Consider the following 18224-nt stretch of genomic DNA (forward strand, 5'->3'; position numbering starts at 1 on the left):
TTAAGGGATCTTTGGAATGTTGCTTCTGAAGAAGAGCGTAAATCAATTGCAAGTATGATGGTTAAACTTGTTCAAAACGAAGGTACTGACAGATAATACTTAGCTCCGTAAAGTGAACGATACACTTTGCGGAGTTTTTTACATTTGTATTAAATTTCATTATTTATCCTTTTAACCTTTTCATTAATATTAAAATAATTTATTATAGAAATAACATGTCTGTAGACTTTGGACATATATTATAATTGGTACGAGAGGCTGATTGTGATGGATGAACGTAAAGATTGGTATTTAGAATATGAAATTAAATATAATCGGCCTGGCCTATTAGGTGATATTTCTTCTTTATTAGGAATGTTATCTATTAATATTATTATGATTAATGGTGTAGAAGATCACCGACGAGGAATGTTGTTATTAAGTAAAGATGATCGCCAAATCGAGCGTTTAATAAGTATTTTAAATACTATGGATACAATTCGAGTAACGAAAATTAGACGTCCGAAATTACGTGATAAATTAGCTGTAATGCACGGCCGTTACATAAAAAGTGATTCAGACGACAAGAAGACGTTCCGATTCGTACGTGACGAGTTAGGTTTATTAGTGGATTTCATGGCGGAGCTTTATAAAAAAGAAGGGCACGTTTTAATTGGTATTAGAGGAATGCCAAGAGTCGGTAAAACTGAATCAATCGTTGCAGCCAGTGTTTGTGCCAATAAAAGATGGTTATTTTTATCAAGTACATTATTGAAACAGACGGTCCGTAGTCAGCTAATTAAAGACGAATACGGAGCAGATAATTTATTTATCATCGACGGTGTTGTTTCGATGAAGCGAGCTACAGAAAAACATTGGCAACTAATAAGAGAAGTGATGAGTATACCTGCAGTTAAAGTGGTTGAACACCCTGATGTATTCGTTCAAAACTCTGAATATTCTTTAGATGACTTTGATTATTTTATCGAACTTCGAAATAGTGTAGATGAAGAAATTAAGTATGAGAAAATTCAAAGACCACAATTTGATGAACAGGATGGCTTTTCTATGTTTGACTTTTAAATGGATGGTGTTAATCAATGGAATTAGGGCAAAGACTAAAAGAAGCTAGAGAAGAAAAAGGACTCACAATTGCACAGCTAGCCGAATCTACTAAAATTCAAAAGCGCTATTTAACGGCAATTGAAGATCATCAATGGGATACAATTCCTGGTAATTTCTATGTTCGCGCTTTCGTTAGAGAATATGCAGATGCTGTTGGATTAAGCGGCGATGAGCTTATAAATGAATATGCTAATGAGTTGCCTTCAGGGGACGATCGAACGTATGAATATATGACGCCATCAAGAAAGAATAGCAAGGCTCAAAAAGCAAGTAATCAAATCTTCACCCTTCTACCAAAATTATTAGTATTTTTATTAATTATTGGAATCGGGTTTGCCATATGGTATTCAATTGTTAATTATATTCAGCCTGCCATAACAGATGGTGAAAACGAACAATCCCCTCAAGAAATCATTACTGCACCAGAAGATGATGAAGACGATGAGAACGAAGAAAACGGTGATGAGGAAGCATCAAATGAAGATGAGGAAGAGTCGACTGAAGAAGATGAGGTTGAGGAAGTTAATCCTAGCTTAAACGTGCTTGAGGTTAATCAAGACAGTACACCAAGAACGACATATGAATTAGTTGATGCGGATTCATTTGAGGTTACATTTACAGTAAACGATGAAACTTACTTAGAAGTTGACTTAACAGAAGATGGAGAAGAGTCACAACTTTTTTCAGGAATGTTTAGTAATGATGATTCACCATTTGAGTTTGATTCAGATGGAAATGAAGTTGAACTAGAGATGAACATAGGGCGTGCAAGTGGATTTGATATTGAAGTGAGCGGTGTCGAGCTTGAGTATGAAGTCGATCCGAACGACAATGTCCATCAACGTATTGAAATTATATGGCAAAATGATCATGAAGAAGACTAATCCTTTGCTTTTAATCGCAAAGGATTTCTTTTTCGGTTAAAATAAACTATAGATCTTGCAGTAAATAAAATTGGAGGACCGCAGTATGAATTTACCAAATAAAATTACTATTTCACGACTATTTTTAATTCCGATTTTTATCATTTTATTAGTAGCACCATTAGATTGGGGCAGTTATAACATCGGCGCCTATGAGCTGCCTGTTACACATCTGCTAGCTGCTATTATATTTATTGTCGCTTCTTTAACAGATTGGTTAGACGGATACTATGCTCGTAAATATAACCTAGTGACGAACCTTGGAAAGTTCTTAGATCCATTAGCTGATAAGTTGTTAGTTTCAGCGGCGCTAATTTGTTTAGTTGAATTAGGGATGGCACCAGCTTGGATCGTGATTATCATTATAAGTAGAGAATTTGCCGTTACAGGATTACGTTTAGTTGCAGCTGGTGATGGAATCGTTTTAGCTGCAAGTCAAATGGGGAAATTAAAAACGACATTACAAATTGGTTCAGCTGCATTTTTATTACTGCATCATTTCCCATTTTCTTATATTGGGTTACCAATCGGTACAATTTTGCTATATTTAGCAGCATTAGTTACGGTAATATCAGGTGTTGACTACTTTAAGAAAAATTGGCATGTAATGAGGGATTCCAAGTAATGAATAGTAAATGTGAAATTATCTCAGTAGGTACAGAACTGTTATTAGGGCAAATCGTTGATACAAATGCAAGTTGGCTATCTGAGAAACTGAATAACATCGGCTTAAATGTTTATTACCATCAAACGGTTGGGGATAACTTTAACCGTTTAGCTAGTGTGTTTGAACAAGCACAAAAAAGATCAAATATCATTATAGTTACAGGCGGGCTTGGTCCCACAGAAGATGACTTAACGCGTGAGGTTGCTGCCAGTTTATTTGAGACGGACTTGAAATTAGATGAGCCTACGTTTCAAGAAGTTCAAAGTTATTATACTGAACGAAATTTAACGATGACTGAAAACAATCGTAAACAAGCACTATTTTTCAATGGTGGAGAAGTGTTTCATAATAAGGTCGGTATGGCTCCTGGCTTACATTTTGAACATAAAGGTGTTCTATGGTTCTTTTTACCTGGGGTTCCTAAAGAAATGAAATGGATTGCAAACGAAAAAGTAATTCCATTTCTCCACGATAAAGGGTTAACAGAAGGTAAGCTATTCCATCGTATCCTAACGTTTCAAGGTATAGGTGAGTCAGCATTAGAAACTGAGTTACTTGACTTAATACAAGAACAAACGAACCCTACGATTGCACCATTAGCGGGAAACGGCTACATTATAATTCGATTAACAGCAAAATCAAACAAAGAAGCGGAAGCAATTGAATTATTAGACGATACTGAGCAGCTAGTCCATGAGCGGGTTGGAGACTACTTCTTCGGTTATGGTGATCAGTCGCTTGATCAACAGTTGATTTACCTTCTATCGAAACATGAGATGACTCTTTCAGCTTGTGAAAGTATTACAGGAGGTCAATTTGCTTCGACAATAGTTGCGAATAAAGGGGTTTCTCAACTGTTCAAAGGGAGTATTATTTCGTATACAGATGATATGAAAGAAGAAATAGTTGGCATTCCCCATAACCTTTTACAAAACGAAGGTGCTGTCAGCGAGGCATGTGCCAAGTTAATGGCAGACAATACGCAACGAATGGTGGACTCCAATATATCAATAAGCTTCACTGGTGTTGCAGGTCCGGATGAAGTCAATGGTTATGAACCTGGAACAGTTTTTATTGCTATTAATTACAATGGAGAAACTAAGTGTGAACATTACCATTTCTCTGGAGACCGCAATCAAATTAGAGATGAAGCAGTTCAAGCTGGGCTCAAACAGTTAATCCATATCATGACTTCATAAAAAACAGAACAAATATTCGCTTTTTTTCTTGGCAAATGATCTAATTCATAGTATGATAGATATAGATGAACGAAAGGGGAATGTAATTATGAGCGATCGTAAACAAGCATTAGATATGGCACTAAAACAAATAGAAAAACAATTTGGTAAAGGCTCTATTATGAAACTGGGAGAACAGGAAGGGCAAGCTATTTCAACTGTATCAACTGGTTCTCTAGGAGTCGACGTAGCATTAGGTGTTGGTGGCTACCCGAGAGGAAGAATCGTTGAAATATATGGTCCTGAATCTTCTGGTAAAACAACAGTTGCACTACATGCCATTGCAGAAGCACAAAATCAAGGTGGCCAAGCTGCATTTATTGATGCTGAGCACGCTTTAGACCCGGTCTACGCGAGAAGATTAGGTGTTAATATAGATGAGTTACTACTTTCACAGCCAGATACAGGTGAACAAGCTTTAGAAATTGCTGAGGCACTAGTACGTAGTGGTGCAGTAGATATTATTGTTGTTGACTCTGTAGCAGCATTAGTACCTAAAGCAGAAATCGAAGGTGAAATGGGAGACTCTCACGTCGGTTTACAAGCCCGTTTAATGTCACAAGCACTTAGAAAACTATCAGGTGCTATTAATAAATCGAATACAACTGCTGTATTCATTAACCAAATTCGTGAAAAAGTTGGTGTAATGTTCGGTAGCCCTGAAACGACACCAGGTGGACGTGCGTTAAAGTTCTATTCTTCTGTACGCCTAGAAGTTCGTCGTGCTGAAACGTTAAAGCAAGGTAATGATATGGTAGGTAATAAAACACGTGTTAAAGTAGTGAAAAATAAGGTAGCACCACCATTCAAACAAGCTGAAGTGGACATTATGTACGGTGAAGGTATTTCTAAAGAAGGTGAAATATTAGATATCGGCTCTAACTTAGAAGTTGTCCAAAAGAGTGGAGCATGGTTTTCTTATAATGGTGATAAATTGGGACAAGGTCGAGAGAATGCTAAGCAATTCTTAAAAGATAACCCAGATATTTATGAACAAATTCATAATGAAATTCGAGCTCACTACAATATAGATGACGAAGCATCAGAAGATTCGGAAGCACAAGAAAAATTAGAGCTAGAATAGATCTTTACAACACCTTTTCTCGTACAAAATTGAGTAAAGGTGTTGTATTAATTTTCTTTGAAAATATAAGCTGAAAGTATAACATTTTTTTAGACATATAGTTAAATAGTTTGACAATTCCTTGACATGAACGATAGACAAGCTTAAAATTAATATGTATAATTTTCATTTTATACTTTGATGCTTATGATGAATGATTGTACATTACCGACCGAAATGAAAATGAAAGTTTGAAACAAATGAATAGCAAGAGGAGGTGAATGTATGGATAGTATGGCAATTTTAATCATCTCCATTTTGCTTGCTTTAGTTGTCGGTACTGTTGTTGGTTACCTGATTCGTCGTTCGATTGCGGAAGCTAAAATTTCTAGTGCTGAAGAATTTGCTCGTAAAATAGAAGAGGAAGGCAGAAGAAATGCAGAAGCTGCCAAGAAGGAAGCTCTTTTAGAAGCTCAAGACGAAAGTCATCGTTTACGCCAAGAGCAAGAAAAAGAATTACGAGAGCGTCGAAATGAAATCCAAAAGCAAGAGAATCGACTCATGCAAAAAGAAGAAACGCTTGATCGTAAAAGTGAAACGTTGGATAAACGTGAGCTAACATTAGAAAACAAAGAGGAGTCATTAAACGAAAAACAACAACAACTAAATAAAGCTGAAAGCAAAGTGGAAGAATTGTTATCGACACAACAAGCAGAGTTAGAAAGAATTTCTGGCTTAACTGAAGAACAAGCTAAGCAAGCTATTCTTGATCGTGTTGAGAAAGAGATGGCTCATGAAACAGCTATGATTATTAAACGTGAAGAATCTCGAGCTAAAGAAGAGGCTGATAAGAAAGCTAAAAACATCTTATCACTAGCTATTCAACGTTTAGCAGCTGAGCACGTCTCTGAAACGACAGTCTCTGTTGTTAACCTACCAAATGATGAGATGAAAGGAAGAATCATCGGTAGGGAAGGTCGTAATATCCGTACTCTTGAAACATTAACTGGTATTGACCTAATTATTGATGACACACCTGAAGCTGTCATTCTTTCTGGTTTTGACCCGATCAGACGCGAAATTGCTCGCATTGCACTTGAAAACCTTGTGCAGGACGGAAGAATTCACCCTGCACGAATTGAGGAAATGGTAGAGAAGTCTCGTCGTGAAGTTGATGAATACATCAGAGAAGTGGGTGAAGAAGCGACATTTGATATTGGTGCTCATGGCATCCACCCTGACTTAGTTAAAATCATTGGACGACTGAAGTACCGTACGAGTTATGGTCAAAACGTTCTAAAACACTCTCTAGAAGTCGCTTACTTGTCTGGACTATTAGCTGGAGAACTAGGAGAAGATGAGCAGTTGGCTAGAAGAGCTGGTTTATTACACGATATCGGCAAAGCTGTTGACCATGAAGTGGAAGGCAGTCACGTTGAAATCGGTAAAGAGCTAGGCCAAAAGTATAAAGAGAATGATACGGTTGTTAATGCTATTGCTTCACACCACGGTGATGAAGAAGCAACTAGTATCATCTCTGTAATCGTTGCCGCTGCTGATGCTCTATCAGCTGCTCGACCAGGAGCTCGAAGTGAATCACTAGAGAATTATATTAAACGTTTAGAAAAACTAGAAGAAATAGCAGATGCTTATGAAGGTGTTGAGAAGTCATTCGCAATTCAAGCTGGTCGTGAAGTTAGAATTATGGTTCGTCCAGATGATATTGATGATTCAACAGCTGTTACATTAGCTCGCGATATTCGTCACAAGATTGAAGAAGGATTAGAATATCCAGGACATATTAAAGTAACAGTTATTCGTGAAACACGTGCAGTAGAATATGCTAAGTAATAAAAGACGGCGATTAGCGTCTTTTATTTTGACTAGACTTATTAAGTATGTAACGATGAATTATAAAAGAAAATAGTAAGCTAATCTTAATAGACCATTAACTTCAAAAAGATTATAGTTTTAGAAAGGATCTAGTTATGAATATTCTATTTATTGGCGATATTGTAGGTAAGCCTGGACGCACAGCACTACAAAACCAACTACCAAACTTAAAAAAGCAATATCAAGCTGACTTGACCATTGTAAACGGTGAGAATGCTGCGCACGGCAAAGGTATAACAAAAAAAATCTATCAGCAGATCCTTGATTGGGGAGCAGATATTGTCACGTTAGGTAACCACGCTTGGGATAAACGTGAGATTTTTGACTTTATTGACGATGCTCACCAACTTGTTAGACCAGGAAATTATCCAGAAGGAACACCAGGAACAGGCCTTCAATTTTATAAAATGGGCTCAAAAAAAGTTGCTGTTATTAATATTCAAGGCCGTACGTTTATGAACCCTATAGATGACCCTTTTACTGTCGTCGATCAATTGATTAAGGAAGCAAAGAAAGAAACGAATATTATATTTGTAGACTTTCATGCTGAAGCAACAAGCGAAAAGCAAGCAATGGGGTGGTACCTAGATGGGAAAGCGTCAGTAGTTGTAGGTACACATACACATATTCAAACATCAGATGAACGAATTTTGCCTAATAAAACCGCTTATATTACGGATGTTGGTATGACTGGACCATATAACAGCATTTTAGGAGTAGAAAAAGAAGCTGTCATTCGTAAGTTTAAAACAGGTTTGCCGGTTCGCTTTGACATTCCTGAAACCGATCAAACGGTCTTAAGTGGTGTCGTTGCAAAAGTCGATCCAAAAACAGGTGAAGGTAAAAACATTAAGAGAATATTGATCAATGATGACCATCTCAACTTCGAATAGACAAATTATTTGAATTTTTCCGATAATTAGTTCATAATAAAAGGAATAGGTCGTAGAAATGCTGAATAGATTAATTATGAAATCACTATAGTAATTGAAGGAGGAACTAGGGATGGAAATACTCAAAGTATCATCGAAATCAAATCCAAATTCAGTGGCAGGTGCATTAGCGAACGTATTAAGAGAGCGTGGCTCTGCCGAAATTCAAGCAATTGGTGCAGGTGCACTGAACCAAGCTGTTAAGGCTGTAGCCATAGCAAGAGGGTTTGTTGCTCCTAGTGGTGTTGACTTGATTTGTATTCCAGCATTTACAGATATTACGATCGAACAAGAAGAGCGTACGGCAATCAAGCTAATTGTTGAGCCGAGATAACAACAACTAAAGTGTTGAAGTACAAAGCTAACATTAGCTTTGTACTTTTTTTGTATTCAAAAACTTATGGAAATCATTCTCATTATTTTTTTCTGTCAATTTTATTGCCTATTCTTTAATTGTTAGTAAAATGGGAATATACGAAATTTTAATTTTTTTGTATAGGGAGAGGGGGATCGTTATGGTGATAGATATGCACTGTGACGCTTTATTAAAACTATGGGAAGATCGTTCAAAGACTTTTGACGATGATGACTTACATATTTCATATTCTAAGTGGGTGGATAGCCCTGTAAAAGTCCAATGTTTTGCAATATTTGTACCTCCAGAAAAAGAGGGAGACTATTTTAATGCTGCTTTAGAAATGGTTGATCTTTTTCACGAGAAAGTTGTTAAGCCTTATGACAATATTAAGTGGGTACAAAGTAAAGAAGACATTGAATCATTAAAACCACACGAAAAAGGTGCGATGTTAACTTTAGAAGGTTGTCACGTAATAGGTGAAGATTTACACAAATTACGTACATTATTAAGACTAGGCATCAAAGCAGTTGGGCTGACGTGGAATAATTCGAATGCGGTATCTGGAACTTGTGTAGAGAAACCTGAAAAAGGTTTAACAGCTTTCGGAAAAGAAGTCGTTGAAGTACTAAATGAGTATAAAGTATATACCGACTGTTCTCATTTATCTCCAGCTGGCATTGATGATGTATTAAAGTTTGCGAGCTATCCAATGTTTTCACATTCAAATGCAAAATCAATCTATGCACATGACCGTAACGTTTCTGATGAACACCTAAAACAGTTCTTTAATAAAAAAGCACCAGTAGGGTTAACATTTGTTCCATATTTCACTGCAGAAGGTGATGAAGTAACGATTAATGATTTAGTTAAGCATTTAGATCATTTATATGAACTTGGTGGTCAAGACTCGATTGCTTTCGGTTCTGATTTTGACGGAATAAATAAAACGATTAAACAGTTAGAACACATCGGTGACTACGACAATTTAATTCAAAAAGTATTAGAACGCTATTCTTCAGAAGATGTCCATAAGTTTTCTTATGACAATTTTGTTAGACATTTAGATTAATAAATTAACTAACCCAAAAGTTTGTCTTAATTATGACAACTTTTGGGTTTTAATTTGGATTTTTGATATGATTATTGTTAAAATCACGTTGAGCAATTATACTGATAAGAGGTATGCGTATGTTGTATATAGGATACTTAATGAAAGGAGCCTTGTCATGAATGAGAAGCAAAGGAATGAACAGAATCAAATAAAACAATCTAATCCATCGGACATAAAATCCGACCAGGATAATCTCAATCGTTTAAAAGATAAAACATCAGATGATTTTATTAAATATTTTGAAGCTACTTACGAACCGCCAAACTTACGTAAAGCCCAAAAGCGTGGTAAGCAAGATGTTAAGTACCATGACAATTTTGAGATCGACGAGCAGTTTAAAGGACTAGGTACTGGCCGTAAATATTTAATTCGCACTTATGGCTGCCAAATGAACGAGCATGATACTGAAGTTATGTCAGGAATTTTAGAAGAGATGGGGTATGAGGCCACTACTGATCAAAAAGAGGCTGATATCATTCTTCTTAATACTTGTGCAATTCGTGAAAACGCTGAAAACAAAGTGTTTGGTGAGATTGGACACTTAAAACCATTAAAGGTTGAAAACCCTGATTTAATTATCGGTGTATGTGGCTGTATGTCACAAGAAGAGTCAGTTGTTAATCGAATTTTAGAGAAGCACCATCAAGTAGATTTAATATTCGGTACGCACAATATTCACCGTTTACCACAACTCGTTCAAAACGCTCACTTAAGTAAAGAGCGTGTTGTTGAAGTTTGGTCTAAAGAAGGTGACGTTATAGAAAATCTTCCAAAACGTCGTCAAGGTAACATTAAAGCATGGGTCAATATTATGTACGGTTGCGATAAATTCTGTACTTACTGTATCGTTCCTTATACACGTGGTAAGGAACGTAGCCGTCGCCCAGAAGATATTATTCAAGAAGTACGCCACTTAGCAGCACAAGGCTACAAAGAAGTGACTTTATTAGGTCAAAATGTTAACGCATATGGTAAAGACTTCGATGATATCGAATTCGGTTTAGGTGACTTAATGGATGAAATTCGTAAAATTGATATTCCAAGAGTACGCTTTACAACATCACACCCTAGAGATTTCGATGATCGTTTAATCGAAGTTCTAGCCAAAGGTGGCAACTTAATGCCATACATCCATTTACCAGTACAATCAGGTAACTCTAATGTACTGAAGTTAATGGGACGTAAATACACGCGCGAACAATATTTAGAGTTAGTTGGTAAAATTAAAAAAGCGATTCCTCATGCTTCGTTCTCAACAGACATTATTGTCGGTTTTCCTAACGAAACTGAGGAGCAATTTGAAGATACGCTTTCACTTTACGATGAAGTTGGCTTTGAAGGTGCTTATACTTTTATTTTCTCTCCAAGAGATGGTACACCAGCAGCTAAATTTAATGATAAGATCTCTATGGATGAGAAAAAAGAACGCCTTCAACGTCTAAACAAGAAAGTAAATGCTTTATCTGCTGAAGCAATGAAAAAGTATGAAGGTGAAACAGTTAAAGTTTTAGTCGAAGGTGAGAGTAAAAACAATCCTGATGTATTAGCTGGTTATACTGAGCATAGTAAACTTGTTAACTTTACAGGGCCAAGATCGGCAATCGGACAAATCGTAGAAGTAAAAATTACAGAAGCTAAAACTTGGACGCTTGATGGCGTCATGGTTGAAGAGTCAGTTGAGGTGAGTTAATATGGCAAAGTATACAAGACAAGAAGTCATCAAAGAAGCAAATGAGCTAGCTTACAAATTAGCTAACATCGAAGAAATCGAACGCTTTAAACAATTAGAAGTGAAAATTAACAATAATAATAAAATTCAAAGCCACATTAAGAAAATCAAAGCGTTACAAAAGCAGGCTGTTAACCTACAGCATTATGACAAACAGGAAGCTCAAAAACGCGTTGAAGAAGAATTGGATCGTCTACAAAACGAATTAGATGAAATTCCAATCGTTCAAGAATTTAAAGAGTCTCAAGTTGTTGTAAATGACATCCTACAACGTGTTACAAAAACAATAGCTGATGAAGTGACTAATGAAATCATTAGAGCAACAGGTGGCAATGTTTTAAAAGGTGAAACAGGTAAAGAGTTAAAATACTAACTTGTGAATTAATCATCATAACTAATCCTTGGTTTCGAACTTAAATGTTCAAAGCCGAGGATTTTTAATTTTAGGCTCTTAAATATTTGTTGGGGTAGCTGTACAATTTTAACGCTGTAAAGAGTGGGTGTCTTTTACCTGAACCGTTGATATACATGATATTAAATCATTTGAAAGGTTTTATGGCGCTAATTGGTGCTCTAATTATTTAATTATACATCTATAATAAAATGAAAAGGGATAGGACAATAACAATTAAAACAAGCACCCGTGCCAATTTTGCTATTAGGTGAGTTGAACTAAGCGGAATCAAAATGCGTAGACTCCAGGTCGCTAAAAACGGTCACGTCCTGCGCCTGCGGTTACTCGGCGCAAATTAAAGCGCTGAAGCTTTTGAAATCTACATTTGTGACCAACGCCGACATTAGACCGTCCGGGTCGTCACAGGAACAGCACGAGTCTCGAGACCCCCAGAGGCGCACAGGATGTGGGTCACTTCGGCGTTTGTGATTGACGTCCGGTACTTAGCCGAAGTTCCTTTGTCTGCCGAGTGATGCAGTTTCGATGAAGTTGCCTGGCTCGAGCCGTGCCCCGGCAAAGAAAACACTGCGACAAGCGACCGTAGGGAGCATGAGCAGAAGTTGCACTTGTGCTCTGCGGGTGAAAGCGAAGCATTTTGATGTAGCGATGCGAGTCCTAACTTTAAAAGAGTAATGAGTGAGCAGTGTATTTTTATACCAACAACCGGTATTTCCTCTAGCCATATGAACGTTTTAATGGGCATGAGCATATGAATGAGTATACATCTATTAAGCTATAGATTTTAGATTCACAATATATGCCTAATAACCATATTATAAATTGGCTAATTAAAGAGGAGGAAAGTTAATATGGCGGGTCGAGATTATCGTGAGATTATTACGAAAGCAGTTTGTGGTAAAGGTAAGAAATTTACCGAAACCTCTCATACCGTTTCACCTAACTATAAACCAACGAGCATTCTAGGTTGCTGGATCATTAACCATCAGTACCAAGCAAGAAAGAAAGGGCATGTTGTAGAAGTTTCTGGAGCATATGACATTAATGTATGGTATTCGTATTCTGATAATACGAAAACAGAAGTCATTACAGAACGAAAGCAATATGTCGATAAAGTACCAATTGCGATGAAAGACAACAAGTGCTTAACGAACAACTTCGATGTCGTTGCAAGAGCAACTCAACAACCTAATACGCTTGAATGCACGATTGATGAAGAAAATAAAAATGTTAAAGTTGAGCTTGAGCGTGAATTCGTTGTTGATTTAATTGGTGAAACTAAAGTTTGGGCAAAAGTCGAGCCAGACGGTTTTGATGAAGATGATGTAGATTTAGATGAACTGGAATCAGAGTTAGCTGAAATCGAAATCGACAGAAACTAACTTTATAAAACCATACAGCTAATTTTGGCTGTATGGTTTTATTAATTCATTCGACAAACTATGCTATAATGACGTTTAGAGATTATCTATTGGGGGATACATAACATGGGCAATTATACGCCAATGATCAAGCAATATTTAAAAATAAAATCTGAAAATGAAGACGCATTTCTATTTTTTCGCTTAGGCGACTTTTACGAACTGTTTTTTGATGATGCATTAAAAGCAGCGAAAGAATTAGAGATTACTCTAACCCAAAGGGACGGCGGCCAAGAAGAAAAGATTCCAATGTGTGGTGTTCCGTACCATTCAGCTGAAAATTATATTAGTACATTAATTAATAAAGGGTATAAAGTAGCTATATGTGAACAAGTAGAAGACCCTCAAGCCTCTAAGGGTGTCGTTAAGCGTGAAGTGGTACAAGTTGTTACTCCTGGTACCATTATGGAAGATAACATGTTAGCAGAAGATGAAAACAACTTCATTACATCCATTACTCAGCGTGAGGGCCTTTATATTATTTCTTATACCGACTTATCTACTGGAGAATGTTTCGTTAGCAAAATTACTAGCTTCAAAGATGTACTAAGTGAATTGTACAACCGTCCAGTCAAAGAAGTCGTTGTATCTTCTGATTTTCCGGAAGAACATAAACAATCTCTACAAGCCTATTTAAATGTGACCATCTCTTTCCAAGATGATTGTGACATACCAGAAGACTTTAATTACTTGATTGATCAACTAAATGATCCAATGCTTTCAGAAGCATTCGGTCGTTTATTTCAATATATTTATCATTCGCAAAAACGATTCCTCACTCACTTACAACGGGTTGAATATGTACCAGTTGAACAATTTATGAAACTGGATCTTTATTCAAAAAGAAATTTAGAACTAATGGAATCGATTCGCGACAAAAGTCAAAAAGGAACTTTACTATCGGTATTAGACGAAACATCAACTGCAATGGGGGCTCGTCGACTTAAAAAATGGTTAGACAGACCACTGTTATCAAAAGAAGCGATCGAAAGACGCCACGAACAAGTCCAAACGTTAATCGACTATTTCTTTGAACGAGGGGAACTGCGTGAACATTTAAAAAATGTTTATGACTTAGAACGTCTAGCAGGCCGTGTGTCATACGGGAATGTTAACGCGAGGGATTTAATCCAACTTAAAAAATCATTAAGTGCAGTCCCTCATTTAAAAGATATATTGAACCAATTTGAATCACAACTGATTACGCAACTATTAGGTGATATTCATGTTTATCAAGACATGCACGACCTATTAGAGAAAAGTATTCACGATGAACCGCCGATATCGATTACAGAAGGTGACATTATTAAAGATGGATACGACGGTAAGTTAGACGAATACCGTGAAGCTTCTCGTAATGGTAAAGCATGGGTAGCACAACTAGAAGCAACAGAACGTGAAAAGACAGGAATTAGATCGCTAAAAGTTGGTTTCAATAAAGTATTTGGCTATTATATTGAGGTTACGAAAGCTAATCTTTCACAAGTCGATCCAGAAAGATATGAACGTAAGCAAACACTCGCTAATGCTGAACGATTTATCACGCCTGAATTAAAAGAAAAAGAGCGGTTAATTTTAGAAGCTAAAGATAAAAGTGTAGCGTTAGAATATGAGCTATTTGTTCAAATTCGTGAACAGATGAAACAATATATTCCGCTTCTCCAAAAATTAGCTGAACAAATAAGCGAAATCGATGTACTCGTCAGCTTTGCTAACGTAAGTGAACAATTCAATTATGTGAAACCATCATTAAATGAAGAACATTCACTAAGTATCCACGAAGGAAGACACCCTGTCGTTGAACAAGTGATGCAAGAAGAATTTGTTCCAAACAGCTTTGAAATGGATGATGACACAAGTATTTTACTTATTACAGGTCCTAACATGGCAGGTAAAAGTACTTACATGCGACAGCTTGGCTTAATGGCGATTATGGCGCAAATTGGGTGTTTCGTTCCTGCAACATATGCTAAAATTCCGGTCTTTGATCAGATCTTCACACGTATTGGTGCAGCTGATGACTTAGTGTCGGGGCAGAGTACATTTATGGTTGAAATGCTTGAAGCTCAACACGCTGTTAGCCATGCAACTGAGAATAGTTTAATTTTATTCGATGAAATTGGACGTGGGACTAGTACTTATGATGGAATGGCATTAGCTCAATCAATCGTCGAACACTTACACGACCAAGTTGGAGCGAAAACTTTATTCGCCACGCATTATCATGAGTTAACGTCTTTAAATGAATCGCTTGCGAATCTGGAAAATGTCCATGTAGAAGTCGATGAACAAGAAGGAGAAGTTGTGTTTTTACACACAATAAAACCAGGTAAAGCTGATAAAAGCTATGGTGTTCACGTTGCTAAATTAGCAGACTTACCAGATGAGATTATAGATCGTGCCAACTATTTACTTCAAACATTTGAAAGTACACAGTCAATTAAAGACGAATTTGTAAAAGAGCAACAACTAACGTTATTTGAAGAACAAACAGAGGCACCACCTGCAACTAGAGAAGTTGAGGTAGCTAAAGAGTTACGTGAAACTAATCTGATGAACTTAACTCCAATGGATGCGATGAACAAGCTTTACGAACTCCAAAAGAAATTAAGTTAAAAGGAGGTGCTGTATGGGCAAAATTATCGAATTACCCGAATCACTTTCAAACAAAATTGCAGCCGGTGAAGTCGTAGAACGTCCAGCCTCTGTAATTAAAGAGTTAATTGAAAATAGTATTGATGCTGAAAGTTCATGGATTAAAATTGAACTTCAAGAAGCAGGCTTGCGTTCTATTAAAGTGATCGATAATGGTGTTGGGATCCAATCTGAAGATGTCCCTAAAGCATTTGGCCGTCATGCAACGAGTAAAATAACAAACGAGCAAGACTTATTCCGTGTTAGCACATTAGGGTTTCGAGGAGAAGCTTTAGCGAGTATAGCCTCAGTTAGTCAGTTGACTTTAAGAACTTCTACAGGTGAAAGTGCAGGTACTGAAATTGTCGTTCACGGCGGGACGTTAGTAGAGCATAATAAGCATACGAAACGTAAAGGGACTGAAATTACGGTTGAAAACTTGTTTTATAATACACCAGCACGGTTGAAATATTTAAAAACAGTACACACCGAGTTAGGTCATTTAACTGATGTTATAAACCGAATGGCTTTATCGCATCCCGATATTCGATTTGAATGTGAACATAACGGTAAGCGGATCTTTTTTACACCAGGTAATGGCCAGTTACTCCATGCAGTCCAACAAATATATGGGACAAACATTGCGAAAAACATGTTAGAAGTTAACGCTAGCTCACTTGATTATAATGTCCAAGGTTATATTGCTAAACCAGAGGTCACGCGTTCTAACCGCAACTATATTTCTTTAATTGTAAATGGACGTTTCGTTAAAAACCCAATGGTTAATAAAGCGATATTGGATGGTTATCATACATTTTTACCGATCGGTAGATATCCTGTTGTTGTATTAAAGATTGATATGGACCCGTATTTGGTCGATGTGAACGTTCACCCAGCGAAAACAGAAGTAAGGTTTAGTAAAGAAAAAGAGTTATTTGATGTAATCAAACAAGCAGTCTATGATGTTTTACACGGACAACGCTTAATACCATCTGGCGTAAAGAAGGAGAAGCCTAAGTCTGAACAAACGTCACTCGACTTCTCGGTAAAACGAGACTCTACACCAATTACTGAACCAATTCAAAGCTCTTTTCCAAATACGACACAATTAGGTTCCACGAATATTGTACGCGAAGATGAAAGTAGTGTAACTGAGGAACCGACCGTTGAAAATGACAATATTAATACAGCTACAACTAGAAATACTAATGAACTTGTAGAAGAACAAGTTGAACAATCTTATATTGAACGAAACGAAAAGAAAATCCCGTTTTTAAATCCAATCGGTCAACTTCACGGTACTTATATATTAGCTCAAGATGATAGTGGTCTATATATGGTAGACCAGCATGCTGCGCAAGAGCGTATTAAATATGAATTTTTCAAACAGAAACTCGGCAATCCGATTAAAGAAGTTCAAGAGCTTTCGATTCCACTTACATTTGAATTTACTCAACAAGAAGTGATTCGAATTGAAGAAAATCAGGAAGAACTTGAAAAGGTAGGTTTATTTCTAGAGCCTTTTGGCGATAATAGTTTTTTAGTTCGTTCTTACCCAAGTTGGTTCCCAAATGGTGAAGAAGAATCAATTATACGGGATATGATCGATGATTTAGCACATGAACAATCGATTGATTTAGAAAAAGTAAGAGAAGAAGCGGCTATTCTTATGTCTTGTAAGCGTTCAATTAAAGCTAATCATTACTTAAGCCATGAAGAGATGTCTTATTTAATAGAAGAATTAAGAACTTGTCAGGATCCTTTCACTTGTCCACACGGTAGGCCGATCGTTATTCATTTTAGTGAGTATGAGTTGCAGCGTATGTTTAAACGAATTATGTAAAGCGAGGAGACCATTTTGAAACCTGTTTTAGTTAGTGTCATAGGCCCTACAGCAGTTGGGAAAACGAAACTAGGAATAGAAATAAGTAAAAGGTTTAATGGAGAAGTAATTAATGGTGACTCTATGCAAGTCTACCAACAGTTTAATATAGGTTCTGCTAAAGTATCTGACAAAGAAGCAGAAGGTATTCCACACCACCTCATTGACCTATTATCACCAGAAAATGAATATTCAGCTGCTAGGTTTAAAGAAGATTTAAACATGACAGTTGAAGAAATAACAGAGAGAAATAAGCTTCCAATTTTAGTAGGTGGGACAGGCTTCTATATCCAATCAGCACTCTATAATTTTAATTTTTCATCCGTTGAACGAGATGAAGAATATGTTGAAAAAGCAATTGAAGATATTAAACAAAATGGTGTTGAACCTTACTATAATAAATTAAAAGAAGTGGACCCTGTACAAGCTAACAAAATACACCCAAACAATATCAGAAGAGTTGTTCGTGCTTTAGAAGTCTTTGAGAGAACAGGAAAGCCGATGTCACAGTATGAAGCGGAACAAACTTATGATTCACCTTATAACGCAATGATTATAGGACTCGATATGGAACGAGAAACGTTATACGAACGAATTAATCAACGTGTTGATGAGATGATTGAGGAAGGATTAATTGAAGAAGTTCGTAACCTTTATCAAACGTACGGAAGTGACATGCAACCGATGCAAGGAATTGGTTATAAAGAGTGGGTTCCGTATTTAAATGGTGAAAGAGGTTTTGATGAAACGGTTGAACTAGTTAAACAGAACACTCGCAAGTTTGCGAAAAGACAATTAACTTATTATCGAAATAAACTAGATCGTGTAAATTGGTATACAATCGACCCAGTACATTA

16 protein-coding genes are annotated in these 18224 nt (G+C 36.7%); all 16 read left to right on the top strand.

What is annotated here, in order from left to right:
- The coding region (locus A194_RS19740) for a DUF3243 family protein (protein WP_017186080.1) at positions 1–96 on the top strand (96 nt) is incomplete at its 5' end.
- 171 nt (positions 97–267) lie between these two features.
- The gene (locus A194_RS0106660; RefSeq protein WP_017186081.1) at positions 268–1062 is read left to right on the top strand and encodes a YmfK family protein; all 795 of its coding nucleotides are present in this window, start codon (positions 268–270) and stop codon (positions 1060–1062) included.
- Positions 1063–1079: 17 nt separating this feature from the next.
- The gene (locus A194_RS0106665) at positions 1080–1988 is read left to right on the top strand and encodes a helix-turn-helix domain-containing protein (RefSeq protein WP_017186082.1); all 909 of its coding nucleotides are present in this window, start codon (positions 1080–1082) and stop codon (positions 1986–1988) included.
- An 85-nt stretch (positions 1989–2073) separates the two neighbouring features.
- Positions 2074–2652: a CDP-diacylglycerol--glycerol-3-phosphate 3-phosphatidyltransferase gene (pgsA, locus tag A194_RS0106670; RefSeq protein WP_017186083.1), complete on the top strand. Its 579-nt coding sequence runs from the start codon at positions 2074–2076 to the stop codon at positions 2650–2652.
- Entirely contained in the window at positions 2652–3893 is a 1242-nt protein-coding gene (locus A194_RS0106675) for a competence/damage-inducible protein A (RefSeq protein WP_017186084.1), read from the top strand. Before pgsA ends, A194_RS0106675 begins: the two co-directional genes overlap by 1 nt.
- An 88-nt stretch (positions 3894–3981) precedes the next feature.
- A complete protein-coding gene (gene recA, locus A194_RS0106680) occupies positions 3982–5016 on the top strand; it encodes a recombinase RecA (RefSeq protein WP_017186085.1) in 1035 nt (344 codons plus the stop codon).
- 264 nt (positions 5017–5280) lie between these two features.
- Positions 5281–6846: a ribonuclease Y gene (rny, locus tag A194_RS0106685; RefSeq protein WP_017186086.1), complete on the top strand. Its 1566-nt coding sequence runs from the start codon at positions 5281–5283 to the stop codon at positions 6844–6846.
- Positions 6847–6983: 137 nt separating this feature from the next.
- Entirely contained in the window at positions 6984–7781 is a 798-nt protein-coding gene (locus A194_RS0106690; RefSeq protein WP_017186087.1) for a TIGR00282 family metallophosphoesterase, read from the top strand.
- 112 nt (positions 7782–7893) lie between these two features.
- The gene (locus A194_RS0106695) at positions 7894–8154 is read left to right on the top strand and encodes a stage V sporulation protein S (protein WP_017186088.1); all 261 of its coding nucleotides are present in this window, start codon (positions 7894–7896) and stop codon (positions 8152–8154) included.
- Between the two features lie 181 nt (positions 8155–8335).
- Positions 8336–9247, top strand: coding sequence for a dipeptidase (locus A194_RS0106700; RefSeq protein WP_017186089.1), 912 nt, complete (start codon positions 8336–8338; stop codon positions 9245–9247).
- Positions 9248–9404: 157 nt separating this feature from the next.
- Positions 9405–10979 carry a tRNA (N6-isopentenyl adenosine(37)-C2)-methylthiotransferase MiaB gene (gene miaB / locus A194_RS0106705; protein WP_017186090.1) on the top strand — a complete coding sequence of 525 codons (1575 nt, stop codon included), beginning with the start codon at positions 9405–9407 and terminating at the stop codon, positions 10977–10979.
- Position 10980: 1 nt separating this feature from the next.
- Positions 10981–11391 carry a YlbF/YmcA family competence regulator gene (locus A194_RS0106710; protein ID WP_017186091.1) on the top strand — a complete coding sequence of 137 codons (411 nt, stop codon included), beginning with the start codon at positions 10981–10983 and terminating at the stop codon, positions 11389–11391.
- A gap of 890 nt (positions 11392–12281) precedes the next feature.
- Entirely contained in the window at positions 12282–12812 is a 531-nt protein-coding gene (cotE, locus tag A194_RS0106715; protein ID WP_017186092.1) for an outer spore coat protein CotE, read from the top strand.
- Between the two features lie 105 nt (positions 12813–12917).
- The gene (gene mutS / locus A194_RS0106720) at positions 12918–15467 is read left to right on the top strand and encodes a DNA mismatch repair protein MutS (protein ID WP_017186093.1); all 2550 of its coding nucleotides are present in this window, start codon (positions 12918–12920) and stop codon (positions 15465–15467) included.
- 13 nt (positions 15468–15480) lie between these two features.
- On the top strand, positions 15481–17328 hold the full coding sequence (gene mutL / locus A194_RS0106725; RefSeq protein ID WP_017186094.1) for a DNA mismatch repair endonuclease MutL: 1848 nt from the start codon (positions 15481–15483) through the stop codon (positions 17326–17328).
- A 15-nt stretch (positions 17329–17343) separates the two neighbouring features.
- Positions 17344–18224, top strand: an 881-nt coding sequence (miaA, locus tag A194_RS0106730) for a tRNA (adenosine(37)-N6)-dimethylallyltransferase MiaA (protein WP_017186095.1), incomplete at its 3' end; no start/stop codon positions are given.

Origin of the sequence: Alkalibacillus haloalkaliphilus C5 (genome assembly GCF_000269905.1) — a bacterium.
Taxonomy (GTDB): domain Bacteria; phylum Bacillota; class Bacilli; order Bacillales; family Alkalibacillaceae; genus Alkalibacillus; species Alkalibacillus haloalkaliphilus_A.